We start from the raw sequence: 24,323 nt of genomic DNA on the forward strand, positions 1-24,323 counted from the left end.
ACCCTGAAAAGAGGATGTGACAGCAGATGAATTTCTTCCGTACCGCTTTGTTGCTGGCCGGTATGACGGGCCTGTTCATGGCCATCGGCTATATGCTCGGTGGCTCGGGGGGCATGATGATCGCCTTCATCATTGCACTCGGCATGAATGTCTTCAGCTATTGGAATTCGGACAAGATGGTCCTGCGGATGCATAATGCCGTCGAGGTCGATGCCCGCACCGCACCGGAATATTACGAGATTGTCGAAAAACTGGCCGCCGAAGCCGAGCTGCCGATGCCGAAGGTCTATGTGATCGACAGCGAGCAGCCCAACGCCTTTGCCACCGGGCGCAATCCGCAGAATGCTGCGGTTGCCGCGTCGACCGGTCTGCTCAACCGCCTGACCTACGAAGAGGTGGCTGGCGTGATGGCGCATGAGCTGGCCCACATCAAGAATTATGACATCCTGACGATGACCGTTACCGCCACCTTGGCCGGTGCCATTTCGATGCTTGCCAACTTTGCTTTCTTCTTTGGCGGCAGCCGCGACGAGAATGGCAATTCCAACATTTTCGCGACGATCGCTCTGATGATCCTTGCGCCACTTGCGGCCTCGGTGGTGCAGATGGCGATCAGCCGGACGCGGGAATATGAGGCGGACAAGATCGGCGCGCAGATTTGCGGGCAGCCTTTGTGGTTGGCTTCTGCCTTGGCCAAGATCGCCAATGCGGCAGGGCGTGAGGTGAATTATACTGCCGAAGAAAATCCTTCGACGGCCCACATGTTCATCATCAATCCGCTGTCCGGGCAGAAGATGGACAATCTTTTCTCCACCCATCCGAACACCCAAAACCGCATCGACGCGCTGCAAGCCTTGCAGGCGGAATGGTATGGCGGTGAGGGTCCTCTGACCGTTTCCAATGGTGGCACGATGGGCGCCAACCAGCGCCGCAGCCAAATGCAACAGGGCCATGATGATGGCCCATGGGGCGGCGGCACGGCGCGGGCAAATCGGCCAAGCAGAGATGACGAGCCGGAAGGGCCGTGGGGCTAAGCTTCTGGGGGTTAAGCATCTGGCGGTTAAACTTCTGGGGGTTAAGCTTCCAGCATCTTTAGAATGTCTGTCACGTCACTTGGCTCCTGAAGATTTTCAGGGGCCTTTCCTTTGCTTGATGGCTTGGGGGTGATTGCACGCATTGCGAGAAATGCACAGGCTTTAACTCTTTGTTAACCGCAAATTGCAATCCGCACTGCACAAATTTAACACTCTGTTAACTTGCAACCTAGAGAAGCAATTGAATCTTGGGTTGTACAAAGGAGTGTGGCGTGGCCCTTCATCTTGAAAACCGGTCCAGTCGGCGCATGCGTGTGCTGAAGGGCGGGAAAATTTTTTACAGCAATTATTGTTTCAGCGTCGATTGTGTCATTCGCAATCAGGGGGCAGAGGGCATGATGCTGTCTCTGCCGGCTGAACAACACTTGCCTGATATTTTTGCTATTTTCAGCCGCAAAGATGGCCTGCTTGCCAACGCCCGGATGATCTGGCGACAGGGGAATCGGCTGGGCATTCACTTATTGTCCGAGCCGGAAGATGTGCGGCAATCGGATCATCAGCATATAAGGCAGATGTCGACCATGATCAGCCATTAAAGGGGTGAGCCGCTTGCAACTTGGAGTCATCTCGCTGGGGCTGAGGTCTTCAGCCCGCGCCAAACAGTCAACAAAAAAGCCGCCCGGATGCTTTTCCGTGCGGCTTTTGTTTGTTTGGTTGCTTTGAACGCTTAACTAGCCTTTTTGGCTGCGCGTTCGGCTTTCTTGCGGTCGTTCGGGTCGAGCAGGATTTTGCGCAGACGGATCGATTTTGGCGTTACTTCCACCAGTTCGTCGTCGGCAATGTAGCTCAGCGCCGCTTCAAGGCTCAGTTTCAATGGCGTGGTCAGCTTGATCGCATCATCCTTACCGGAGGAGCGGATGTTGGTCAGCTGTTTGCCTTTGAGCACGTTGATGTCCAGATCGTTGCCGCGGGTATGTTCGCCCACGATCATGCCTTCATAGACCTTGGTGCCCGGTGCAATCATCATTGGACCGCGATCTTCCAGCTGCCAGAGGGCATAAGCAACCGCTTCGCCATTGCCGTTGGACAGCAAAACGCCGGTGTTACGGCTGGCGATTGGGCCTTTATGGGGCGCATATTCGTGGAAGATACGGTTGAGGATTGCGGTGCCGCGGGTGTCCGACAACAGTTCGGACTGGTAACCGATCAGGCCACGGGTTGGCGCATAGAAGACCAGACGGGTGCGACCGCCGCCCGATGGGCGCATTTCGATCATTTCGCCTTTGCGTTCCTGCATCTTCTGGACCACCACGCCGGAAAATTCATCATCCACGTCGATGATGACTTCTTCGATTGGCTCGGTGACAGCGCCAGTCTCATCTTTTTGCATCACCACCTGCGGACGGCCAATGCCGAGTTCAAAGCCTTCGCGTCGCATATTCTCAATGAGAATGGACAGCAGCAATTCGCCACGGCCCGACACGACGAAGGCGTCGGAATCGACAGCTTCCTCAACCTTCAGCGCCACGTTGCCTTCAGCCTCGGACAGAAGACGAGCGCGGATGACGCGGCTCTGGACCTTGTCGCCTTCGGTGCCAGCCAGCGGGCTGTCATTGACGCGGAAGGTCATGGACAGGGTTGGTGGGTCGATTGGCTGGGCTTCGATGCTCTGGGTGACGGATGGCGCGCAGATGGTGTCAGCCACGGTCGCCTTTTGCAGACCGGCGATGGAAACGATGTCGCCCGCTTCGCCTTTTTCGATCGACTGGCGCTCGAGGCCACGGAAAGCCATGACCTTGGAGATGCGGCCATTTTCAATCAGCTTGCCATCACGGGCCAAAGCCTTGACACTCATGTTCGGCTTGACTTCACCGGCAAGTATGCGCCCGGTCAGGATGCGGCCAAGGAAGTTGTCGGCTTCGATGGTGGTTGCCAGCAGGCGGAATTCGCCTTCTTCAACCTGTGGGGCCGGGACATGCTTGACCACCAGATCAAACAACGGCTCCATGTCGGTTTTCGGTCCGTCCGGCTCCAGTGCCATCCAGCCATTCTTGGCAGAGCCATAGAGCACGGGGAAGTCAAGCTGCTCTTCGTTGGCATCGAGATTGGCGAACAGATCGAAGACTTCATCGAGGACTTCTTCGGCCCGCTGTTCCGGTTTGTCGATCTTGTTGATCGCGACGATGGGCTTGAGGCCCAGTTTGAGGGCCTTGGAGACCACGAATTTGGTCTGGGGCATCGGGCCTTCTGCTGCATCGACCAGCACGATCACGCCGTCAACCATGTGCAGAATACGCTCCACCTCGCCGCCAAAATCGGCGTGGCCCGGAGTGTCGACGATGTTGATGCGGGTGCCGGCATGCTCAAGCGAGGTGACCTTGGCCAGAATGGTGATGCCGCGCTCGCGCTCGATGTCGTTGGAATCCATCATCCGCTCTTCGGTCTGCTGGTTCTCACGGAACATGCCGGAGGCTTTCAGCAATTCGTCGATCAGCGTGGTTTTGCCGTGGTCGACGTGAGCAATGATCGCAATGTTGCGCAGGTTCATAGGGTTTGTCTCTTATGTCAGGGCACAGCCAAAAGCTCCGGTGACGACCGGAGCGAAAAGGCAGCCCGCGTTCTTTGGGGAATTGGCGAGAAGCTCTATACGAATTTTTGCGGCTTGAAAAGCTCTGAATCCGCGAAAACTGGGGCGTTACGGGGCAAGGGGGGCACTTTTTTTGGCCTCCCGGCGTCTTTTGCGTCCCTTTTGGAGGTCCAGTTGCGCGCAACGTGGCTTTACAAGCGTCCGTTAAACAGCCGTTTGACGGTTCTCTCCAAAGGCTTTAGCTGCTTGCTGTGACAGTCGCGTGAAGACGCGGCATTGACCGCATCAGGACCCACACAGGTCAAACAGTGAGGCGCGCGAGGAAATGCCGAGTTTTTCGTAGGCACGCTTGCGGTAGGTGACGACGGTGGAGGGAGCAACCTCCATGTCGGCGGCGATTCGTTCAGCCTTTTTGCCTGAGAGAATGCCAATACAGACTTCTCGTTCCCGATCAGACAGGTTGGAAAGCGCTGGATGGGGGGCTTCCTGATAGACCGCATTCAATTGAGGGGCACTGGGAAAATGTTCGGTGATCAGCTCGATGAGTTTTGGCAGCAGCGGATGGTTTAAATCCACTTGTTCGAACTTTTGGAAATATAAATGAATGATCATCGGCATATCTGGCAGAGCGGCTAGAATAGAAATTCTGTCGGCAAAGCCGGAAAGCGGGTTGTTGCTTTGCAGGATCGAGGCGAAGGCCAGAAGGAATTCATCGGAGAATAGGCCCTTCACCTGACTATGCGTCACAATCTCGATTGTTCCCTTTTTCTGGGCGGTCAGCTTGTCTATCAGCGGATCCTGCTTGTACCAGCCGGTCATATAAATGGACTTAGCCACTTCACCAAAGATGGGATTTTCCAAATTTCTGATGAAAAGGCATTTGGGCACGTCATGCTTGTGGCTCCAGATCCCAATCTGAACTGATTTCAGCTCTTTAACAAGCTCAAGGAAAGGCTGGAAAAAACCTCTCTCCCCCAGGTTGTTTCGACATTGTTCCAGTAAATTCTGTAAATGGTGATTTTCCTCGTAATTATTCACAATGTCCTCTCCTTTGGAGGACAGACCCATAGTAAGTAGTTTGCTATAGATACTGTCACACCGGTAACCTTATTTCCGGAACGAATAACGCAAACCTTCTATCCTCGAGTTCATCCTCGAGGACACCTAACAATGAGGCGGGTCCGTCCCCCCACATGTGGGCCCGTTTTTTACCCTCACCATCATTTCCCCCAAATGCTTGGTGAGGGCACTTGCGTTTTGCTTGGTTGCCGAAAGGCGGGCCGGCAGCAATATCGCTTGGCTGTTTCCCTACTAACTTTGATTAGAAGTTCTCGTTACGTCAAGCTCGCTATTGATTGGACTTGTCTAAGCCTATAGCTGTTGCAGCTATAACTTGCATTCGTGAAATTTTCGCCTCTTAGTGCCAGCGTTCGAGCTGGGTTTCGTAGCTTATATAGAGCGGGTGGCGGGGATGGCCTTCTTTGCTGAGGCCCAGATGCTGCAAGCTGTGGCCCTGCGAGAGAAGCAGGGACTTGATCGCCGGACCCAGACCCATATGCGCCCCGTGGGTTCCCCAAGCACACAGAATCACATCGGCCCATCTGGCGGCTTGCATCAATTGGGAAAGATTGTCCGGGCCTATTGGGTCCTTGGCCTTTTTCAAATCCCGCGGATCGGTGGCGCGGAAGGCAAACAGATTGCAGGCCCGAAAGCCCCCAAAGCCCAGAGCGCGTGCCCGTCGCTCACAGCGCTCGATGGTCGGATCGTTCTTGAGTTCCGTGGCTTTGGACGGATTGAGCATGATAAAGAGCAGTTTTTTGCCGCTCTCGTCCCATTGCCGCGTCAGGGCATAGCGATAGGTCTCGCACGGGGAATAGAGCGCGCTAGAGAGCGTGCCGTCTTCTTCATGCTGTCTGAGGATCGGCGTCATCCTGCCTCCCACAAAAAAGGCGGAGCAAAGCCCCGCCAATCTCATATCTTCATCATTGCAAAGACCTATTTGGCCTTGCGGTTGCGGTAACCGATGGTTCTGAGGCGCAGGGCATTCAATTCAATGAAGCCAGCGGCGTCATTGTGATCATAATCGATCGCGCCTTCCTCAAAGGTCACCAGATCCTCACTATAGAGGCTGAACTCGCTGTCGCGGGCGATGACATCGGCATTGCCTTTATAAAGCTTGAGCTTGACGGTGCCGGTGACATATTCCTGAGATTTGTCGATCAGCGCCTGGAGCATTTCACGCTCTGGGCTGTACCAGAAGCCGTTATAGATCAGCTCGGCATAGCGCGGCATGATGCTGTCTTTGAGATGGGCTGCGCCGCCATCGAGCGTGATGCTTTCGATGCCGCGATGGGCATTGAGCAGGATGGTGCCGCCCGGGGTTTCATAGATGCCACGGGATTTCATGCCAACGAAGCGGTTCTCGACCAGATCAAGCCGGCCAATGCCATTGTCATGGCCCAGCTGGTTGAGCTTGGTGAGGATTTCCGCCGGGGTCATTTTGACGCCATCGATGGACACCGCGTCGCCTTTCTCAAAGCCGACTTCGATGATGGTGGCCTGATCGGGGGCTTCTTCCGGGCTCAAGGTGCGCGAATAGACATATTCCTCGGCAGGCACAGCCGGATCTTCCAGCACGCGGCCTTCAGATGAAGTGTGCAGCAGGTTGGCATCGACCGAAAATGGCGCTTCGCCGCGCTTGTCCTTGGTGATGGGGATCTGGTTCTGCTCGGCAAATTCCAGCAATTTGGTGCGCGAGGTCAGGTCCCATTCCCGCCAAGGGGCAATGACGTGGATGTCCGGGTTGAGGGCACGGGCGGCCAGCTCGAAGCGAACCTGATCATTGCCTTTGCCGGTGGCGCCATGGGCCACCGCATCAGCACCGACTTCTTCGGCGATCTCGACAAGACGCTTGGAGATCAACGGACGGGCGATGGAGGTGCCAAGCAGATAGACGCCTTCATAAAGGGCATTGGCGCGGAACATCGGGAAGACGAAGTCGCGGACAAATTCTTCGCGCACATCCTCGATATAAATGTCCTTGATGCCGAGCATTTCGGCTTTCTTGCGGGCTGGTTCCAGCTCTTCACCCTGACCAAGGTCGGCGGTGAAGGTGACGACTTCGCAGCCATATTCGGTCTGGAGCCATTTGAGGATGATGGATGTGTCGAGGCCACCGGAATAGGCCAGCACGACCTTTTTGATATCGCCTTTTTTAGCCATGCGATTTCACCTGATTCGCTGTCGGCGCTGCTTGGAAGGTGAGCGCCTGTGTCATTTGGAAGGAGAATGCAGTCTCCAGCATATCTGGCGGCACTATAGGCGCTATATAGTTCTGCGCAAGGGGGGGAGAAGCGAATTTCCGTCTGAATCCAATCAGTTTGCACGATCTTCGTGATGGTATCGATGCAAATGATCGGGCGTGCTACGCGCTTCTGCTCAGCTTGGTGGGACCCATTTGCTGCAAAGCCATGCACCTGCCCTGTCCCATGCGGTTTCGAGCCGCTCCGGGGTCCAGCCAAGGGGGCTTTTATCCGAGAAGAGATGATAGAGCAGGGCCATGACCAGAGCGGTCAGGGACCATGAGAGCAGAATGTCCGAGAGATAATGGCCCCCAAAGGCAATGCGATTGAGCGAGAACAGGCTGGCAAAGACCAGAATGATCCAGAAGCTCACCTTGCGCCAAGCCAGTGGCACCAAAAAGAGCAGGCCGAACAGCCAAAAGGACATCGAGCCTTCGCCGGACACGAAGGAGCAGTTTTTCTCGCAATTGCCAGCGATCAGCCAAACTTCGGAGAAGGGCCATTGGCCGCCAAAGACATCGGTCTGGATTGGCCGGGCGCGGCCCCAATGGTCCTTGAGGACCAGATTGACCAGCAGTCCCGTGCCAAGCAGAACCGTCAGGATGAGAATCAAGGCGTGGGCAATGGAGATCAGCTTGCGCAGTTGCGGCGCGAAGAGACGGGCAACGAGGAACAGCAGCAATCCCAGAATGATCAGGCGGGGCCAAAGAATGCCCATTCGGCGCAGGCGCTGAAAGAACCAGCTCTGTTTGGCCCAGAATCCGTCGGTTTCACTGAAGAAGAGATTGGACACCCACAAATCGAGGGTGGGCAGCAGCAGGAACAACAGCGACAGGGCGCCGGTGATGACCAGCGCCATATAGACAGGATTGTCTTTGCTTTCCCTTATCAGGGGCTTGATCAGGGCGTCCATCATGCTTGTCGTCCGATCCGTGCTTTGCGCTGGCGTCCGCTAGGGGTTTGCGCGGTCCTAGCTGATTTTTGCAAAGAAGGGAAGACGCGAAGGGCGACAGGCGCACGGATGACGCGTCTGTCGTGGGGCTTTGGGGTGTTTTCAGCGGATGAGACTGGTATAGATCCGCAAAAGCGGCATCAGCCCTTGCCATTCAGGGCGATCGAGGGGATCGGCAAAGGGGTCATTGCGCGACATGTCAGTCTGGCTGGTGCGTTTCCAAATGAGCAGGCTTTCCATTCTGGTCATCTCCTTTTGCGGCGCGGCGCTGGCCCAATTTTTTGCAGGCAAGCGTCCGCGTGGATTGGCGGCCATAAGATGGGCGTCCATTCCAATGGGGAAGGGGGCTGGTGTCGATTACGTAAACCCTGCATGCGGAGCCTTGGGATGCTCCCTTTCGTCGCTGGCTTGCATTTTGGTGATGCAATACAGCGACTTAACGGGTTAAGGTGACAATAGCACCGGATCGCAACGAACTGTAGAGCGCCAAATGAAAGATGCTTTTCATGGATGCATGTTGAAGCGGGGGTAAGGATCCGTGACTGTCTGCCCAATCATGGCTTAAAAGGTGCGGGCTGTGGTGCAATTCAGGAATGATCTGAGATGGAAGCAAGTTGGGATGATCTGAAACTGTTTTTGATTGTTGCCGAGGGTGGGGGGCTGTCGGCCGCGTCGGCGCGCACGGGCATTTCAGCGCCGACCATCGGACGGCGCATGTTGGCTCTTGAGCGGACAATGAATCGCATTTTGTTTGAGCGTTCGCGCCGCGGATATGAACTGGCTGCTGATGGGATTTGCCTGCTTGAGCGTGTGCGTGAAATGGCCACAATCTCGGGCGCGATTACGCAGTGGCATAGCGGGGCCTTTGGCGATCCCTTTGTCGGCATTGCGGGGGATTCGTGGCTGGCGATGTTTCTTGCTCAGAGGAACAAGGCATTGTCGCACGGTCCGGGGGATATTCGTTTTTGCTGTTTCGATGCCCATGAGGGCCTGAATATGAGCAACCGGGACAGCGATATTGCCATCATTAGCAACCCGCCGCAGACGGGCAATTTTGCTGTGCGTCCGTCGGTGCATGTGGCCTATGCGGTTTATCAAGCACAGGATCTTGGTGAGGATGCGGATCGCCCTTGGGTCTCACTGGGCAAGGAAGATGCGCGCTTTGCTTCAGAGCGGTGGGTCTATGAGCGGCACGATCTGGAGATTTATGGCTGGACCAACAGCCCGCATGTGCTGTTCCAAATGATAAAAGCGGGGCAGGGGCGCAGTGTTTTGCCCTGCTTTCTTGGCGATGCTGCGCCGGAGCTCATAAGGGCCAGTGATGTGATTGAGGAGCTGACGGTTCGTCTGCATTTGGTGGTCAATGACGATGATCGCCATCGGCCAGAAATCCGCACGATGATCGAGCGGCTGTCGCGCTTGCTGGAAGACAATCGGGCTTTGTTTGCCGGAGAGTGCCCCGCCGGATTGTTGATTGGGCGTTAAAGGTTGCGGGGCTTGTTGGTGAGGGTGCGTTTGACGATGCCTGCGCCGCGCCCTGCTACCAGCCAATAAACAAAGCCGCCGACCAGCCCTGCGGCCATGGCACGAATATCAAGGGCAATGGCCAATTCATCAACCCGTTCGCCCGGTGCATGGAAGGCAAACAGCGACAGGATAAGGCCGTAGGCGAGATAAACAAAAAGACTGCGCCAGGATAGAATCTCGGCAACGATCAGGCCGAGCAGGATCGGGTAGAAACCGATCGAGCCGAAGATGCCAGCGATGAAGACGCCGGTAAAGACCGAGAAAACATTCTCAAAGACCGGATCTGGGCCGGGGCCTGCGAAATTCGGGTCCATTGCCAACAGGGCAAATCCAAGAAAGACCCCAGCCGCCAGCAAAGCCAGAATGAGTCCGATGGGCACCATGAAAAGGCGGGCGATGATGCGGGAAAGGCTCACTGGTTTGGTCCTGTTATTTTGCGTGTGTGCGCAGAGGCGGGAGAATGAAGCCGCAAGGGCTTCTAGTCGTCCCCTTCCATATCGTCATCATGGCCGTCGCCTGCAAGATTGGCCAGCCGCATTCTTTCCAAAGCGGCCAATTCGGCTTCGAGCTTGTCCCGTTCCACCTTGCGCAGACGCTCGGTTTCCGATTTCAGCTGGCCACAGGCGGCGAAAATATCACGGCCGCGCGGCGTGCGAACCGGCGAGGCATAGCCTGCGCGGTTGATGAAATCGGCAAATTCCTCGATCTGTTCCCAGTCGGAGCATTCATATTGGGTGCCCGGCCATGGGTTGAAGGGAATGAGGTTGATCTTGGCAGGGATGCCGCGCAGCATCTTGACCAGTTGGCGGGCGTCGTCAATGGAATCGTTGACCCCTTTGAGCATCACATATTCAAAGGTGATCCGTTTGGCATTGGAGACGCCGGGATAGGTGCGGCAGGCTTCAAGCAGCTCTTTGAGAGGCCATTTTTTGTTGATCGGAACCAGTTCGTCGCGCAGCTCATCGTTGGTGGCGTGCAGGGAAATGGCCAGCATGCAGCCCGCTTCCGCACCGATTCGCTCGATATTTGGCACATGGCCCGAGGTCGACAGGGTGACGCGGCGCTTGGAAATGGACAGGCCATCACCGTCGGACATGATCAGCATGGCCGTTTTGACATGGTCATAGTTGAAGAGCGGCTCACCCATGCCCATCATCACGACGTTGGAAACGAAGCGCCCCGCCTTTGGCACAATGGCTCCGGTTTCCGGCTCACGCTCGGGGAAGTCATTGAGCATTTCGCGCGCGACGCGCAGCTGGGCAACGATTTCTTCCGACGTCAGGTTGCGGACCAGCTTCTGGGTGCCGGTGTGGCAGAAGGTGCAGTTGAGTGTGCAGCCAACCTGAGAGGAAACACACAGGGTGCCGCGATTTTCATCCGGAATATAGACCGTTTCCACTTCCACTGGCTTGCCAGCGCCGCGCGGCGGGAAACGCAGCAGCCATTTGCGAGTGCCATCAACCGAAATCTGCTCGGCGACCAGTTCGGGATGGGTTACTGTGTAGACCAGAGCCATCTTGGAGCGCAGATCCTTGGAGATGTTGGTCATCTGATCGAACGAGGTCGCGCCGCGAATATAGATCCAGTGCCAGAGCTGGTTAACGCGCATGCGGATCTGTTTTTCCGCAACACCGATCCGGCGCATGGCTTCGCCCAGATCACCGCGATCCATGCCGACAAGATTGAGCTTGTCCGGATCAAGGGCTGGCCAGCTATAACCGTGGCTGGTTTCAATAGCGACAGTTTCAGACGCGGCTGGATTGTCGGCAGCAGCGGGCGTGGCGGCGTCTGCCGCAAGGGATGCAGTGTCCATGGTCATTGGCTGCAGCGTGGCTGCAGGCTCCTCTTTTCAAGGCCGATCGCCTCTGTGCGATCCTTGGAGGCCACCATTCCGGAACGACCCGCCCCGCGCGCGATTGCGTCTTAGTTGGGAGCAGACCAGAACCTTGCCCTTTTGCCTTTCACCATTATGGCGGCTGGCCTGTCAGGGGGTGGCTCGTGAATATGAAGTGGGGTGTATAATGCAAAAAAGCGGCCTTGTCAGCCGCTTTTTTCCGTTCGTCTTTTCAAGATACGGGCCGAAGCTCGGCTGTTTGCCTATTTGCACTGATCAACCGCTGCGCGGCTGGCTGCCGTGACACCAGACAGGGAGTAGGTGTCGACGGTCAGAGTGCCGCGGCGGGATGTGCCCCGCACGATCATCGAAGAGCCGCGGCGCATGGCGCCAACCAGACGGGCTTCTTCGGCTGCATTTTCCAACCATGCCCCATCACCAGAGGTGTAAAGGGTGAAGCGGTCAGAGCCGACTTCAATGGTGGTCTTGGAGCCTTCCTTGTAAGGATAGCCGGTGATCACGTTGACTTCTTCGCGGACACCTTCTCTCGGACGTGTGGTGATGAAGAAGTAAACCGGATCGCGGTTCACATTCTTGGGTTCCATGTCCTTGGGCTGGCTGACCGCAAAGCACATCTTACCGCGCTGCGGATCATTGAAGACATATGTGCCCCAGTCCTTGAATTGCTCTACACGCGTCGCTGCGCCCTGCGCAAAAGCTGCAGTGGCGGAAAGTGCGAAAAGGGTGGCTGCACCGAGGATTTTTACGCTTTTCATCTCTACCTGTCGCCGTTCGACTGGATTCCATCAGGAGCACGTGGCTCCAGTTCATTCATTCAACATTTACCAAGATCGGGGTTACCAAACCGTGAAGCCAAAGAAAAAATTGCTGTCTTTCTTCGGATTTTACGGTTTTCCGCGCGAAACGGCCCTGATTTTGAAAATTTCCAAGCAGAATTGAAGCCAATTAAGGCAGGAGAAGGGCAAGGCAGGCTTGCGGCGGGAAGTTTGCCCATCAGCTTGTGGGTTGGTCCGGTTTGACCACCAAAAAGGCCACCAGACGGCGGGCAATTGGCGCCACGACAAGCACGCAGGGAAAGGCCACTGCCCAAGCAGAAAGCCATGAGCCGATCCATTCGCCCATGAAGCCATCCATCAGGCCCAAAGCGCGATAGGTGGCGATGCCAGAGACGATGAAGGACATCAGGCCGGAGAGAAACAGGCCAAAGAGTATGTGAGCAAAGCGGGCAGGGATCATGCAGACAGTGTCCTTTTCGAGACGAATTTGGGTGTTAGCCTTTAAGAGCGTCTGGCACGCCCGAGCGGAATTTGGGTTTGCCATGCTGATGGGTTCTGAGCTCCGCCGGGCCACCAACGCGCACCGGACGATCCGTGAAACCACCCATCGACTGGACCCGGTCATACATGATGATCGCGCCAGCGGTGGCGACATTGAGACAGAAAAGGGTCGGGATCTTGATGATGAATTCGCAGCGTTCCTGCATCGCGGCGGTCAGGTTGCCCCGTTCTGGTCCAAGGATATAGGCCGCCTTGGTGGGATGGCGGAATGATGGCAAATCCACCGCATCGTCGGTCAGCTCAACACCGACCAAACGGCAGTCTTTGGGCAACTGCATGCTTTCTGCATTGTCCCATGGATAATAGGGGATATGATCAGAGGAGCGGGAGGTGTCGGTGCCGGGCCGATTGAAAGTGCGTTCTGCTGCGACCGTGAAAAAGAAACTGGCACCAAAAGCATGGGCCGTGCGCACCAGATTGCCGAAATTGCCCTCCTTGGACAAACCTTCCACGCCGATGGCGAAATAACCCCGCATGTGTTTCTCTCGTCCCTTTTGCCCTGTCTGCCCTTTTTTGCGGGCAGTTGATGTTTGAAAGTCGCGCTTTTCTAGCCTCAAAGATGCAAAAATGGAAGGCTGGCAGTGTAAAAGCCCGATCGGTGTCATGCGCGGCCATGCTTTTCCTTTGCGGCACACACTTCGACTTTCAGGGCAAGGGGCGGGTTTGATCTTTTGGACGCTGCCCCGGCATGCTAGCTCTAGAGCACTGGAAGGCCGCCGTGGACCCTATGTGATCGGCGGGCCTTGAAGGACATTGCCTGTTGAGGGAGGAAAGCATGCGCGCGGTGCTGTGTGAGGCGTTCGGGGCGGCCGAAAATCTGGTTCTCAAAGAGATCGACAAGCCCGTGGCCGAAGAGGGGCAGGTGTTGATCCGGGTCCGGGCGGCGGCGCTCAATTTTTTCGACACGCTGATCATTCGCAACAAATATCAATATACGCCTGATTTGCCCTTCTCGCCCGCAGGCGAGATTTCCGGTGAGATCGAAGCGGTCGGTGCGGGTGTGGATCCGGCCCGCATCGGCGAGCGGGTCCTTGCCTATATCCGCTGGGGCGGAGCGCGGGAGTATGTGGTGGTCAATGCGGAGGAAGCCATCCTGATGCCCGAGGCTTTGGAGTTTGAGCAATCCGCCGGGCTGATGATCACCTATGGCACGACCATCTATGCGCTGAAAAGCCGGGCGAAGCTGCAGCCGGGGGAGACCCTTGCGGTGCTAGGGGCGGCTGGCGGGGTTGGGCTTGCGGCGGTGGAGATCGGCAAGCTGATGGGCGCGCGGGTGATCGCCTGTGCCTCGTCCGATGAAAAGCTTGATCTGTGCGAGGTCCATGGCGCTGATTTGCGGGTCAATTACAAGCTTGGTGATTTGAAACTGGCGCTGAAGGGCCTGACCAAAGGGCACGGGGTCGATGTTGTTTATGATCCGGTCGGCGGGGATCTGGCGGAAGCGGCGCTCAGGGCAACTGGCTGGTATGGGCGTTTTCTGGTGATCGGCTTTGCCTCCGGCACGATCCCGAAAATGCCGCTCAATCTGGTGATGCTGAAAAGTGTCGATCTGCTCGGCGTCTTCTGGGGCGAGGCAATCGTCCGCAACCCCGAAGAGCATGCACAGAATATGGCCTTGATCATGCAATGGGTGAGTGAGGGCAAGCTGAAGCCGCATTTGCACCAGAGCTATCCATTAGAAGACACCGCCAAGGCCATTGCCGCCATTCAAAATAGGGAAGTGAAGGGCAAAGTGGTGATTACCCTTTAAAGCAGTCCTACATCCGACGAGCCCAATTATCTCTCTACGTGCCAATTATCGCTCGACATGAATGTCATGCTCGGACAGGGCCTGCTTGGCCCGCAGGCGGTGGGTGTCGGTGATGTTGTTGTGCACGGTTTTGAGCACATAAGTCAGCAGGGCGACATCATCGGCAAAGCCAATGCCGACGATGAAATCGGGCACCACATCAAGGGGCAGGACGAAATAGGCCAGCGCACCAATCAGGGTAAGGCGCACCTTGAAGGGGGTGTTGCGGTCAAAGGCGCAATAGTAACCCGCGACAATTTCCTCGATGATCGGCAGTTGTTTTGCTGCCTTGGCGATGACGGACCAGAATTGCTTGCGGACCTCGGATGCCTTGCGGGCCGTTTTGGCGTCGCGATGGCCCTTTTCATCCTCAGCCGCCTGTTCGGGTGGCAAGAGTTCCAGTTCATCCTCGGTATAATGGCGATGGCTCACGCAGGGTCCCCTCTGACTTGTTTCCTTTCAGATATGGGGGGCATTGGTTCCTTGCGCAAGTCAGGCACCAGTCAGTCACCAGTCAGGCCACCAGTCATGTCAGAGGCACCGTGCGATCAAGACGCGTCAGTTTGTCGGGATTGCGAATGATGAAGATGCCTTCCACCTGCCGGTTGGAATCAAAGGCAAAAGTGATGGCTGAATCGAGCTTTCCATCGATGTGAAGGGTCAGACCCGGTTGGCCGTTCAACTCGATATCCGCAAGGATGCCATTGCTTTCCTGCCAAATGGGCAGCAGCACCTTGTCAAAGAATTTGCCGACTGCCTTGGCCCCGAAGACCGGTTTGCTGATGGATGTGGCCTTGCCACCCGCATCGGCATAAAGAGACACATCGGCAGCAAGCAGGGAGCGAAGACCGTCCATATTGCCGTCCGTTATGGCCTGATGGAAGGCCGAGACCAGCTGTTTTTGTTGTCGGGGTGGGGGGGCTTTATGGTCGCGCTCTTGTGTAAGACGTTTGCGCGCCCGGCTGACAAGCTGGCGACAGGTGGTGGCCTCGATGGCGAGCAGTTCGGCAATGTCCTGATAGTCGGTCTGGAACACATCGCGCAGCAAATAGGCGGCCCGTTCCTTCGGAGTGAGTTTCTCCAGAACCAGCAGAAAGGCCGTTGTCAGGCTTTCAGACAGCAGGATCTGATGTTCCGCACTTTCTTCCTGATCGGTCCGGACCGGTTCTGGCAGCCATTCGCCGGGATAGGTTTCCCGCTGCCTTTTGCGCGCTCTTAACCGATCGATCGCCTTGCGGCTGCAGGCAAGGGCCAACCAGTTTTCCGGTTTTTGGATGGTATCATCAGCGGCTTTGGTCAACCAGGTTTCATAGACATCCTGAACCACATCCTCGGCATCGTGATGCGAGCCGAGAATGCGATAGGCCAGACCCATTAACATGGGTCTGGTTCTCGTGAAAATCTGATCGTTGGATCTGTTGGTCATGGCGCAGGGTCAATCAGTGGGTCTATCAATGATTGGCGATCTGAATGCGGTTCCACAGATTGATCATGGCAATCTTGGCCGTCAGATAGGCAATCGCTTGGTCGTCAAAATGCTCGCGCAGCGCACCGCGCAGGGGTGAGAGATCCACATCGGGGTGTGGGTTTGTCAAAGCTTCCGTATAGGCAAAGACCGCCTTTTCCGCCGGGCTGAAGTCTGAAACATGACGCCAGACAATCAGGCGGTCAAGACGCTCCTGGCTTTCTCCGTCAGCCAGGGCTTCCCTGACATGCATCTGAACGCAATAGGCGCATTGATTGATCTGGGAGGCACGCAGGGCCACCAGATGGTTGAGCTTCCGGTTGGCGTGGTTGCCCAGCTCGGTCTCAATGGCGACCAGATGGGGCACAAGTGTTTCTGCTTCGGAGTAGAAATTGACGGGGTTGGTTTGACTCATTGTCCGTATCCTCGTTTTTGATCGTGATACCAACATGACGTTCGCGGGGGCAGATTTGTGACACGGCTCGCACGATTTATTGCAGATTTTTGGTTTTATTGTCTTGGTGCTTCTGAGTGATATTTACATATCATATTGTAATTATTTATCTTATTTTATGCATTTGACGTCTACGTAAAAGTTGGTAATGTCCTTTCAAAAAGCCAAGCAGGAGGAGAGGACAGCAAAATGAAAATTACAAAAGGGATGGCGGCAATCGTCACTGGCGGCGCGTCGGGACTGGGGGAAGCAACCGCTCGGGCTCTGGCCGCTCAGGGGGCAAGAGTGGCCTTGTTCGACATGAATAGCGAGCGTGGAGAGAAGGTGGCTGCAGCCATTGGCGGGCTTTTCTGTCTGGTGGATGTGACCAATGAAGCAAGCGTGGATGCCGGTCTTGCCGCCGCCCGCGCCGCCCATGGACAAGAACGGGTGCTGGTCAATTGCGCGGGCATCGTGGCGGGCAAGAAAACGGTTGGCAAGGATCGCGAGACCGGTCTTTTCAAGTCTCATGACCTGTCGCTCTTTTCCAAGGTCATTCAGGTCAATCTGGTTGGCAGCTTTCACATGATCACCAAATGCGCCACCGGCATGGCGGGCGAAGCGGCGATGGATGACAATGGCGGTCGAGGGGTGGTGGTCAACACCGCTTCGATTGCGGCGACCGACGGGCAGATGGGGCAAGCGGCCTATTCGGCTTCGAAGGGCGGGATCATGGGGTTCACCTTGCCGGTGGCCCGCGATCTGGCACAGCTCGGCATCCGGGTTTGCACCATTATGCCGGGCCTGTTCCATACGCCGATGTTTGATAGTTTACCGCCGGATGTGGTGGAGTCGCTCGGGGCCAAGACGCCATTCCCGGCGCGGCTGGGCAAGGGCGAGGAATATGCCAAGTTGGCGTTGCATATCATCGACAATGACATGCTGAATGGCGAAAGCATCCGCCTTGATGGCGCGATCCGGCTGGAGCCGCGCTAGATATTTGCGTAGGAAATCTGGCATGTAAAAACCCGGCCTCCTTGGGACGCCGGGTTTTGATTTGTCTTATTGTCTTCAGGCTTTCGGTGTTTGCAATGCAAACACCTGTCGCTGAGCGTGCTGTGCTTGACGCGGCATGGCTATGCGTTTGGCTTTGCCAAACGCTTAGTGTCGGAAGTGGCGCATGCCGGTCATGACCATGGCGAGGCCGGCTTCATCCGCCGCATCGATGACGTCCTGATCACGCATGGAACCGCCAGGCTGGATGACCGCCGTGGCACCCGCAGCAGCGGCAGCCAACAGACCATCGGCAAAGGGGAAGAAGGCGTCAGAGGCGACGACGCAGCCTTTGGTCAGCGGCTCGGCCATGCCTGCGGCTTCGGCAGCATCTTCGGCCTTGCGGGCGGCGATGCGGGCGGAATCGACCCGGCTCATCTGGCCTGCGCCAACACCAACGGTGGCCCCATCCTTGACATAGACGATGGCGTTTGACTTCACATGCTTGCAGACGCGGAAGGCGAATTTCAGGTCGGCCAGTTCCTGCTCGGATGGCTGACGCTTGGTGACGATCTTCAGATCGAGATCATCAACATTGCCATTGTCGCGGGACTGAACCAGCAGGCCACCGGAGACGGACTTGACGGTGGTGCCTTCCTCGCGTGGATCAGCGATGCCGCCGGTCAGCAGCAGGCGGAGATTTTTCTTGGTTGCGATCAGCGCTTTCGCCGCGTCGGTGGCGTCTGGTGCGATGATCACTTCGGTGAAGATCTTGATGATTTCGGCGGCGGATTCTTCATCAAGGGTCTGGTTGAGGGCGACGATGCCGCCAAAGGCCGAAACCGGATCACAGGCCAGTGCCTTTTCGTAGGCGTCTTTCAGGCTGGCGCCGGTGGCCACGCCGCATGGATTGGCATGCTTGATGATGGCAACCGCGGAGGAAACCGCCGGATCAAACTCACTGACCAGCTCAAAGGCTGCGTCGGTGTCGTTGATGTTGTTGTAGGAGAGCTGTTTGCCCTGCAGCTGGGTTGCGGTGGCCACACCCGGACGGGTGGAGGCGGTTTTGTAGAAACCTGCCTCTTGGTGTGGATTTTCGCCATAGCGCATCACTTCGGCCAGCTCGCCACCAAAGGCGCGGTAGGTTGGGGCTTCGATCGCCAATTCTTGCGCAAACCAGCCAGAGATGGCGGCATCATAGGCAGCGGTGCGCGAGAAGGCTTTGGCAGCAAAGCGCTTGCGGGCTTCGTATGGCATGCCGCCATGCTCATTGATCAGAGCGAGCAGTTCGGCATAGTCGCTTGGGTCAACCAGGGTGGTGACGAAAGCATGGTTTTTGGCAGAGGCGCGGATCATGGCCGGGCCGCCGATATCGATATTTTCAACGGTGGTCGCATAGTCGGCGCCCTTTTTGATGGTCTCTTCGAACGGATAGAGATTGACCACCACAAGGTCGATTTCCGGGATATTGTGCTCTTTCATTGCAGCCGCATGGGCTTCGACGGTGCGGGCACCGAGCAGGCCGCCATGGACGCGGGGATGCAGGGTCTTGACGCGGCCATCCATGATTTCCGGGAAATCGGTGATTTCGGAAATGTCCTTCACCGGGATGCCAGCCTCTGCGATTGCGCCTCTGGTGCCACCGGTGGAGATCAGCTCAACGCCCTTGTCGGCCAGAGCCTTGGCGAGGTCGATGATTCCGGTCTTGTCGGAAACGGAGAGCAAAGCGCGCTTGACGGAAGTGATTTCCGGCGCGGTAACAGAAAGAGGAGCTACGGACATCGGTTTGCCTGCTTGAAATGTTGATCAAAGGGGAGTGGCTCAGGCGATATCACGTTTTCGCAAATAGGAAAACCATTCATTTTGCACATAAAGGCAACATGTTGTTGCCTTTTCAAGATCAAATAGTGCGTTCTGAGGCTGCCCGGTCAGGCATTGGTGACATGGGCAAAATGCCAGCGAATGGTCGAAACGTGGCTGGCAAAGCCATACAGCGCCAGCTGTTTGCTGGGGCGGATGCCGTGGATGTCAGACAGGAACACGCTATCCTCGATGGTGATGTCGACATCCTTGGCAGAAAATTGCCAGATTTCACCATTCAACAATCCCAGATAGACAATATTCTCGACCGAGTCCCGTTCCATTTGGACGGTGGGATGCAGGTGGAAGCGGATGGCATAACCGTCGCGGCCCTTGTTGATGCCTTTGCCGATGGCTTCCAGATCATCCTGCCCGTCGATCTTGCGGCCATTGACCGAGAGCCAAATCTGACGGCGGTGCCGGATGCCGTAGTCGGGACCATAGGCATCGTGGCTGGCCTTGATGGTTTCAAGGCCCTGCTCCAATGTGCGTTCGGACTGGACATTGATATCCCGACAAAGCAGCGGGCGACCATCCAGATCAAACGGGCGTGGTGAGATTGGGCAGGTGGATTTGTCCTGCACCGTCAGAGTGGAATGGGCCGCTGTGGATCGGGCCAGTTCACGCCATCCGGCCTGACGGCAAGAGGGGGCACCACAATTGATGACCATCGGAGCGACCCCGGAGCTCAGTTCGAATGACAGGGTGCCAGCATGGGCTTGAATGGATTGTTCGATTGGCGGGAAGCTGCCCGTATCCATCAACAACACACTGTTGCCTGCCTCGATTCGTTGATAGCCGGAGAAGGAGGCATCCGACACGGGTGTGCCGCGTGTGTCGTCATAGGCCATGATGGTGGCGATCTGGTCCGCCGGGGTTGCGCCTGCTCCATTGAAATGGGCAAAGCTGCCGTTGGGATGGCGGAAGAAGCGCAGCATCGGCATCATCCGCTCGATGGCCCGGTTGAGGCCTTCGGGCAGTTCCAACTCGCGCGACAGGAAGGTCTGGCGCAGGGGCAGCAGATCAAGCAGCGTGGACACGATGACCATCGGATTGCGTGAGACATGGCCGCCGTCTGGCAGGATCTGCGAGTCCAGTTCGGTGACGAGACGCTTCGAGGTCGAGCGGACATAGCGCTCTTTGCCGGAAAAGCACAGCCAGCCAGCCAGTTCGGCCATCAGCACGGTGAGACGGTCTGGCGTGTAAGGCATCGCCCCCGAGGAAGCCCGCAAGAAGCGTACCTGCAGGTAGAGGGCCCGCAGGAAGCGGCGATAGAAATCGTGGTCGGCTTCTTGCAAGATCAATGGGGAATTGTTGAGCCAGGCAAAAACGCGTTCGGCCACAACGGGCAGGCTCCAGGCCTCGGCATCAAGCCTGGCGCTATGGGTGATCCAGTCGTCAACAAGGCTCTGGGCCTTGGCCCGGGTCAGACTGGCATTGGAGACCTTGAGATGGCGCAACCAGCGAAAAGCATGCAGTTCGCGCACCCACTCCCGGCTTGGTGGCATGATCAGGAACGGGGACCGCCCTTCGCAATTTTCCACTTGTCCGGCAAAGACATAGAGGCCTGCATAAATGTCTTCGGCAACAATCGGGTCAGCGGTGCGCAGATCCTGTGGTGCAATCAGCAAACGCTCGGGACAGCCGGGGACATAGCGGGCATGACAATTGGGTCGGCGCACGCCCATCTTCTTGACGCGGCGGGTCAAGTCAGAGATTTGCAGTCGCGAATTTTGCCAAGTATTTGACACGCGGGTCTTTTCCGTCATGAGTGTGAGCTGGATGCAGCCAAGCTAAAGGGCAATGCCAAGCCCGGTTCCGATTGCGCGCTGGAACCCGGTCTTGGTAAGCAATTGGTTAGGATTTTATCAAGAAAGAGTTAACAAGCTCTATCTGTTGGGTAAAATCAACATCGGGGAAGGTGGCGTCAATTTGTCATATGATTGCGGAACCGGATGGCGAAGAAGCCGTCCAGACCTCCCGTTTCTGCCCATTGATCTGGTCGGGTGCGCAGGGATCCGTCTTCGAGAAGGAACGGATCGGCACCCTCGACTTCCCCAACCGTGATTGGTTCAATGCCGAAATCTGGATTGTTCATCAGGAAATCAGCGACCAGTTCCGGCCCTTCTTCGGGCTGCAGCGAACAGGTGCAGAAGACCAGCAAGCCGCCGGGGCTGGTCAGCTCGGCAGCATGATCGAGCATCTTTGCCTGCAGAGACGCGAAGTGCGTGATATCTTCCGGGCTTCGCTGATGGAGCAATTCCGGGTGACGGCGCACGGTGCCCGTTGCCGAGCAAGGGGCATCGAGCAGGACAAAGGGCCATTGCTCGTCGGTCTTGAGCTTCATGACGTTGCGCTTGACCAGCTCAGCTTCAAGGCCGGTGCGGTCCAGATTGTCCTTAACGCGTTCCAGACGATGGGCGGAGAGATCAACCGCCGTGACCTTAGCGCCCGAGGCTGCCAGCTGCATGGTCTTGCCACCGGGAGCGGCGCAGAGATCGAGCACCGGCTGGTCCTTGATGTCACCAAGCAACTTGGCGGGCAAGGTCGCGGCGGCATCCTGCACCCACCAAGCGCCGTCTTCAAAGCCAGCCATCGCATCCACCCGATCATGGGTCGCCAGACGCAGGCTGCCGGTTGGTGTCGGCTCTCCCCCCAGGGCCTCAGCCCAATGGCCCAAGCTGTCGGGCTCTTTCATGGACAGATCAAGCGGGGTGTGCGGTTGGTGAAAGACTGCCATCATCGCATTGACCGATGCCAGACCATAGGCATTGACCCAGCTTTTATAGATCCAGTCAGGCAGATTGGCGCGGGCCGGGTCGATGGACGCCAGTTCCGCAGGGCCTTCCTTGCTGACCCGGCGCAAAACCGCATTGGTCAGGCCCTTGAAGCCTGCATATTTGCGCCATGTCTTATAGTGACTGACCGCACAATCCACCACTGCATGGGGCGGGGTTTCGAGAAACAGCAATTCTGCCACGCCAATGCGCAGGATATTGCGCAAGGGGCCGGATTTCTTCGGCATGCCCCGGTCCATGAAGCGGCTGAGCAAGGTGTCGATCTCACCCAGATGCTGCAACACGGTGGTGGCGATGCGTTTGGCAAAGGCGCGGTCGGAACCGGTGAGGCGGCGCAAGGGGCCGTCGCTCAATTCCTGCCGATAGGCATCATCAAGCAAAGCCTTGTCACTCAGCACCGCATGGATCAGGCGCAGAGCGCCTTCGCGGGCGCCCATGCCGCTTTTCTTCGAAGCATGATTGTGTGTGTCTGTCATGGCGGCGCCTTAGATCATATCCTGTGCCTTCATGCAAGACAAAGCGCACTGCATGAAACGCTGTCGGGGACACTTGTCCGGGTTTGCCCCCGGAAAGGCCTAGAGGGGGGACACATCCAGCCGGGCGATGACGGGTGCATGGTCCGATGGTTTCTCCCACGAGCGGGCCGGATGATAGACCTCGACATGGTTGACTTTGTCGGCAATCGCATTCGTTGCCCAGATGTGATCGAGGCGGCGACCCTTGTTGGATTTCTGCCAGTTCGGGGAGCGATAACTCCACCAGCTGAACAGCTTGTGTTCAACGGGAATATGGTTGCGGACCACATCCTGCCACGGACCTGCGGTCTGAACGGCAGCCAGTGCATCAACCTCGACGGGCGTGTGGCTGACGACCTTGATCAGCTGTTTGTGCGACCAAACGTCATTTTCGTGTGGGGCGATGTTGAGGTCCCCAACCAGAATGGAGGCGGCAGCGGTTTCCTCGCCAGTCAGCCATGCCTTCATTTCATCCAGAAAATCGAGCTTGTGCTGGAACTTGTCATTGATTGCCGGGTTCGGTTCATCCCCCCCTGCCGGGACATAAAAATTGTGAATCCGGATTGGCCCGGCATCGGTATCGATGGTGACTTCGATATGGCGGGCATCGCCTTTGCCGCAAAAGTCCCGCTGGGAGACGCTGGCAAAGGGCAGGCGCGAGAGGATGGCGACGCCGTGATAGCTTTTCTGGCCATTGATCGCGAGATGCTCATAGCCCAGCTTGTTCAGTGCCGCACTGGGAAACTGGTCATTCATCACCTTGGTTTCCTGCAGGCAGAGCACATCGGGCGCACGGTCTGCGTCAAACTGCTCGACATGATGGAGGCGCGGGCGGATGGAATTGATGTTCCAGGAAGCAATGGTTACGGGCACGGGCGTCTCTTCTCGCTGTTGGGGAGGGGAGCCAGATCGGGTCTGGCGGGATCCGAGGCGACTCAATGGCATGTGTTGGCCATTTATAGCAGGGTCTGAAAACAAAAAAAGCACCGCTTGCAGATGGCGGTGCTTTTTGGGCTAAACAACAGCATTGTGGCCGAGCGAGCGCTGGCCTCAATAGGAGTTCAGGTCGCGCTTGATCTCGAACAGGGACTGCTTGATCGGGCGGCCTGTCTCGACATTGAAAACGGTGACGGTGGTGTCATTGCCCTGCGGGTCGCGGATGGTCCATTGGCGCAACAAAGCGCTTTCACGCTCAAAGATCAAAGTCAGGACGCCGTCGCCCAACAGGCTCTCCTGCTCAACCACCACGCTGACAATATCATCAGCAATCGAGGCCTGACGGACGCGCTGATCATTGACCAGATCGAGGCGCTCGGACAGCAACACCTTCAAAGGTGTCTTGCTCAAGGGATAGATATCCTGCGTTTTCAATTTGCGATCTTCGATTGACAGGGCCGAACCGTCGGAAATGATGTCGGTGTAAGAGGGCTTTGAATAATAAAAGCGGATTTTGCCCGGGCGCTCGATGAAGAAATATCCTTGCAGCGTGTCGCCGTTCGGTGCGGTCTGGATGAATTCGCCATTCATCGTTTTGGTCTTGTTGAACTGCTTGGAGATGGCTCCGAGCGCTGCCTTTTCGTCATCGTTGAGCACCGCGGCTGCCTGCGAGTGAATGGTCATGGCGAGCAGCAGGGCGAGCATCAGGCCGAGCATCAGAAAGAGGCTGCCGACGAGCGCTATCACAGTGGTCCGGTTTGTCCGGGCCTGACTCTGAACGCGGGTCTGGCTTGTCCGGGGCATGCGATTATCTGGTTGCATCGGGCACTTCCTCTAATGTCTTGAACGGGTCTTTCTGGTCGCAATCGGGATTCTCAACGGATCAATCCCGCTGCATAGCCTAGAAATTCAATGCGGCAAAAGGACGACGGACAGTTTG

The 24,323-nt window shown here is 56.7% G+C and carries 24 protein-coding genes; 5 read left to right on the forward strand and 19 right to left on the reverse strand.

Features of this window, described 5'->3' with window-relative positions; genetic code table 11:
• The first annotated feature begins 26 nt into the window (after positions 1–26).
• Positions 27–1,034, forward strand: coding sequence for a zinc metalloprotease HtpX (htpX, locus tag DSD30_RS04260; RefSeq protein WP_114008301.1), 1,008 nt, complete (start codon positions 27–29; stop codon positions 1,032–1,034).
• 272 nt (positions 1,035–1,306) lie between these two features.
• Positions 1,307–1,630: a hypothetical protein gene (locus DSD30_RS04265; protein WP_157967555.1), complete on the forward strand. Its 324-nt coding sequence runs from the start codon at positions 1,307–1,309 to the stop codon at positions 1,628–1,630.
• Between the two features lie 131 nt (positions 1,631–1,761).
• Here DSD30_RS04265 and typA read toward each other — a convergent pair whose 3' ends face one another.
• The 6 genes from typA to DSD30_RS21465 all read right to left on the reverse strand — a co-directional run bounded on the left by typA (position 1,762) and on the right by DSD30_RS21465 (position 8,115).
• Positions 1,762–3,582: a translational GTPase TypA gene (typA, locus tag DSD30_RS04270; protein ID WP_114008303.1), complete on the reverse strand. Its 1,821-nt coding sequence runs from the start codon at positions 3,580–3,582 to the stop codon at positions 1,762–1,764.
• A 324-nt stretch (positions 3,583–3,906) separates the two neighbouring features.
• The gene (locus DSD30_RS04275) at positions 3,907–4,689 is read right to left on the reverse strand and encodes a helix-turn-helix transcriptional regulator (protein ID WP_114008304.1); all 783 of its coding nucleotides are present in this window, start codon (positions 4,687–4,689) and stop codon (positions 3,907–3,909) included.
• Positions 4,690–5,038: 349 nt separating this feature from the next.
• Positions 5,039–5,551, reverse strand: coding sequence for a DUF1643 domain-containing protein (locus DSD30_RS04280; protein WP_114008640.1), 513 nt, complete (start codon positions 5,549–5,551; stop codon positions 5,039–5,041).
• Between the two features lie 65 nt (positions 5,552–5,616).
• Positions 5,617–6,843, reverse strand: coding sequence for an argininosuccinate synthase (locus DSD30_RS04285; protein ID WP_114008305.1), 1,227 nt, complete (start codon positions 6,841–6,843; stop codon positions 5,617–5,619).
• Positions 6,844–7,059: 216 nt separating this feature from the next.
• Positions 7,060–7,839 (reverse strand): phosphatase PAP2 family protein, encoded by a 780-nt coding sequence (locus tag DSD30_RS04290; protein ID WP_114008306.1) that lies wholly within the window; start codon positions 7,837–7,839, stop codon positions 7,060–7,062.
• A gap of 138 nt (positions 7,840–7,977) precedes the next feature.
• On the reverse strand, positions 7,978–8,115 hold the full coding sequence (locus DSD30_RS21465; RefSeq protein WP_157967556.1) for a hypothetical protein: 138 nt from the start codon (positions 8,113–8,115) through the stop codon (positions 7,978–7,980).
• 363 nt (positions 8,116–8,478) lie between these two features.
• Between DSD30_RS21465 and DSD30_RS04300 the strand changes: the two genes are divergently transcribed.
• Positions 8,479–9,360, forward strand: a complete 882-nt coding sequence (locus DSD30_RS04300) for a LysR family transcriptional regulator (protein WP_114008308.1) — start codon at positions 8,479–8,481, stop codon at positions 9,358–9,360.
• Here the strand turns inward: DSD30_RS04300 and DSD30_RS04305 are convergent.
• The 5 genes from DSD30_RS04305 to DSD30_RS04325 form a co-directional block, all read right to left on the reverse strand.
• Entirely contained in the window at positions 9,357–9,818 is a 462-nt protein-coding gene (locus DSD30_RS04305) for a hypothetical protein (protein ID WP_114008309.1), read from the reverse strand. The two genes, DSD30_RS04300 and DSD30_RS04305, sit on opposite strands and share 4 nt — an antisense overlap.
• Positions 9,819–9,880: 62 nt before the next feature.
• Positions 9,881–11,215 carry a dual-specificity RNA methyltransferase RlmN gene (gene rlmN, locus DSD30_RS04310; protein ID WP_198662812.1) on the reverse strand — a complete coding sequence of 445 codons (1,335 nt, stop codon included), beginning with the start codon at positions 11,213–11,215 and terminating at the stop codon, positions 9,881–9,883.
• A 284-nt stretch (positions 11,216–11,499) separates the two neighbouring features.
• Complete coding sequence (locus DSD30_RS04315) at positions 11,500–12,012, reverse strand: invasion associated locus B family protein (RefSeq protein WP_114008311.1); 513 nt, start codon at positions 12,010–12,012, stop codon at positions 11,500–11,502.
• Between the two features lie 238 nt (positions 12,013–12,250).
• The gene (locus DSD30_RS04320; RefSeq protein WP_114008312.1) at positions 12,251–12,493 is read right to left on the reverse strand and encodes a DUF2798 domain-containing protein; all 243 of its coding nucleotides are present in this window, start codon (positions 12,491–12,493) and stop codon (positions 12,251–12,253) included.
• Positions 12,494–12,527: 34 nt separating this feature from the next.
• Positions 12,528–13,070, reverse strand: a complete 543-nt coding sequence (locus tag DSD30_RS04325) for an RNA methyltransferase (RefSeq protein WP_114008313.1) — start codon at positions 13,068–13,070, stop codon at positions 12,528–12,530.
• 299 nt (positions 13,071–13,369) lie between these two features.
• On the opposite strand from DSD30_RS04325, the gene DSD30_RS04330 reads away from it, so the two are divergent.
• Positions 13,370–14,344: an NADPH:quinone oxidoreductase family protein gene (locus DSD30_RS04330; protein WP_114008314.1), complete on the forward strand. Its 975-nt coding sequence runs from the start codon at positions 13,370–13,372 to the stop codon at positions 14,342–14,344.
• 45 nt (positions 14,345–14,389) lie between these two features.
• Here DSD30_RS04330 and DSD30_RS04335 read toward each other — a convergent pair whose 3' ends face one another.
• The 3 genes from DSD30_RS04335 to DSD30_RS04345 form a co-directional block, all read right to left on the reverse strand.
• A complete protein-coding gene (locus tag DSD30_RS04335) occupies positions 14,390–14,776 on the reverse strand; it encodes a YkvA family protein (RefSeq protein ID WP_114008641.1) in 387 nt (128 codons plus the stop codon).
• Between the two features lie 133 nt (positions 14,777–14,909).
• Positions 14,910–15,809: an RNA polymerase sigma factor SigJ gene (sigJ, locus tag DSD30_RS04340; RefSeq protein ID WP_114008315.1), complete on the reverse strand. Its 900-nt coding sequence runs from the start codon at positions 15,807–15,809 to the stop codon at positions 14,910–14,912.
• 25 nt (positions 15,810–15,834) lie between these two features.
• Positions 15,835–16,263, reverse strand: coding sequence for a carboxymuconolactone decarboxylase family protein (locus DSD30_RS04345; RefSeq protein WP_114008316.1), 429 nt, complete (start codon positions 16,261–16,263; stop codon positions 15,835–15,837).
• Positions 16,264–16,491: 228 nt separating this feature from the next.
• Between DSD30_RS04345 and DSD30_RS04350 the strand changes: the two genes are divergently transcribed.
• The gene (locus DSD30_RS04350) at positions 16,492–17,277 is read left to right on the forward strand and encodes an SDR family NAD(P)-dependent oxidoreductase (RefSeq protein WP_114008317.1); all 786 of its coding nucleotides are present in this window, start codon (positions 16,492–16,494) and stop codon (positions 17,275–17,277) included.
• Between the two features lie 165 nt (positions 17,278–17,442).
• On the opposite strand, the gene purH is transcribed toward DSD30_RS04350, so the two are convergent.
• The 5 genes from purH to DSD30_RS04375 form a co-directional block, all read right to left on the reverse strand.
• A complete protein-coding gene (purH, locus tag DSD30_RS04355; protein WP_114008318.1) occupies positions 17,443–19,056 on the reverse strand; it encodes a bifunctional phosphoribosylaminoimidazolecarboxamide formyltransferase/IMP cyclohydrolase in 1,614 nt (537 codons plus the stop codon).
• A gap of 146 nt (positions 19,057–19,202) precedes the next feature.
• Positions 19,203–20,816, reverse strand: a complete 1,614-nt coding sequence (locus DSD30_RS04360) for a heparinase II/III family protein (RefSeq protein WP_157967558.1) — start codon at positions 20,814–20,816, stop codon at positions 19,203–19,205.
• 245 nt (positions 20,817–21,061) lie between these two features.
• The gene (locus DSD30_RS04365; protein WP_114008320.1) at positions 21,062–22,408 is read right to left on the reverse strand and encodes an RsmB/NOP family class I SAM-dependent RNA methyltransferase; all 1,347 of its coding nucleotides are present in this window, start codon (positions 22,406–22,408) and stop codon (positions 21,062–21,064) included.
• A 99-nt stretch (positions 22,409–22,507) separates the two neighbouring features.
• Entirely contained in the window at positions 22,508–23,320 is an 813-nt protein-coding gene (xth, locus tag DSD30_RS04370) for an exodeoxyribonuclease III (RefSeq protein WP_114008321.1), read from the reverse strand.
• Between the two features lie 177 nt (positions 23,321–23,497).
• Complete coding sequence (locus tag DSD30_RS04375; protein WP_114008322.1) at positions 23,498–24,205, reverse strand: LolA family protein; 708 nt, start codon at positions 24,203–24,205, stop codon at positions 23,498–23,500.
• Positions 24,206–24,323: the final 118 nt, after the last annotated feature.

It is taken from the genome of Cohaesibacter intestini (assembly GCF_003324485.1).
Taxonomy (GTDB): Bacteria; Pseudomonadota; Alphaproteobacteria; order Rhizobiales; family Cohaesibacteraceae; genus Cohaesibacter; species Cohaesibacter intestini.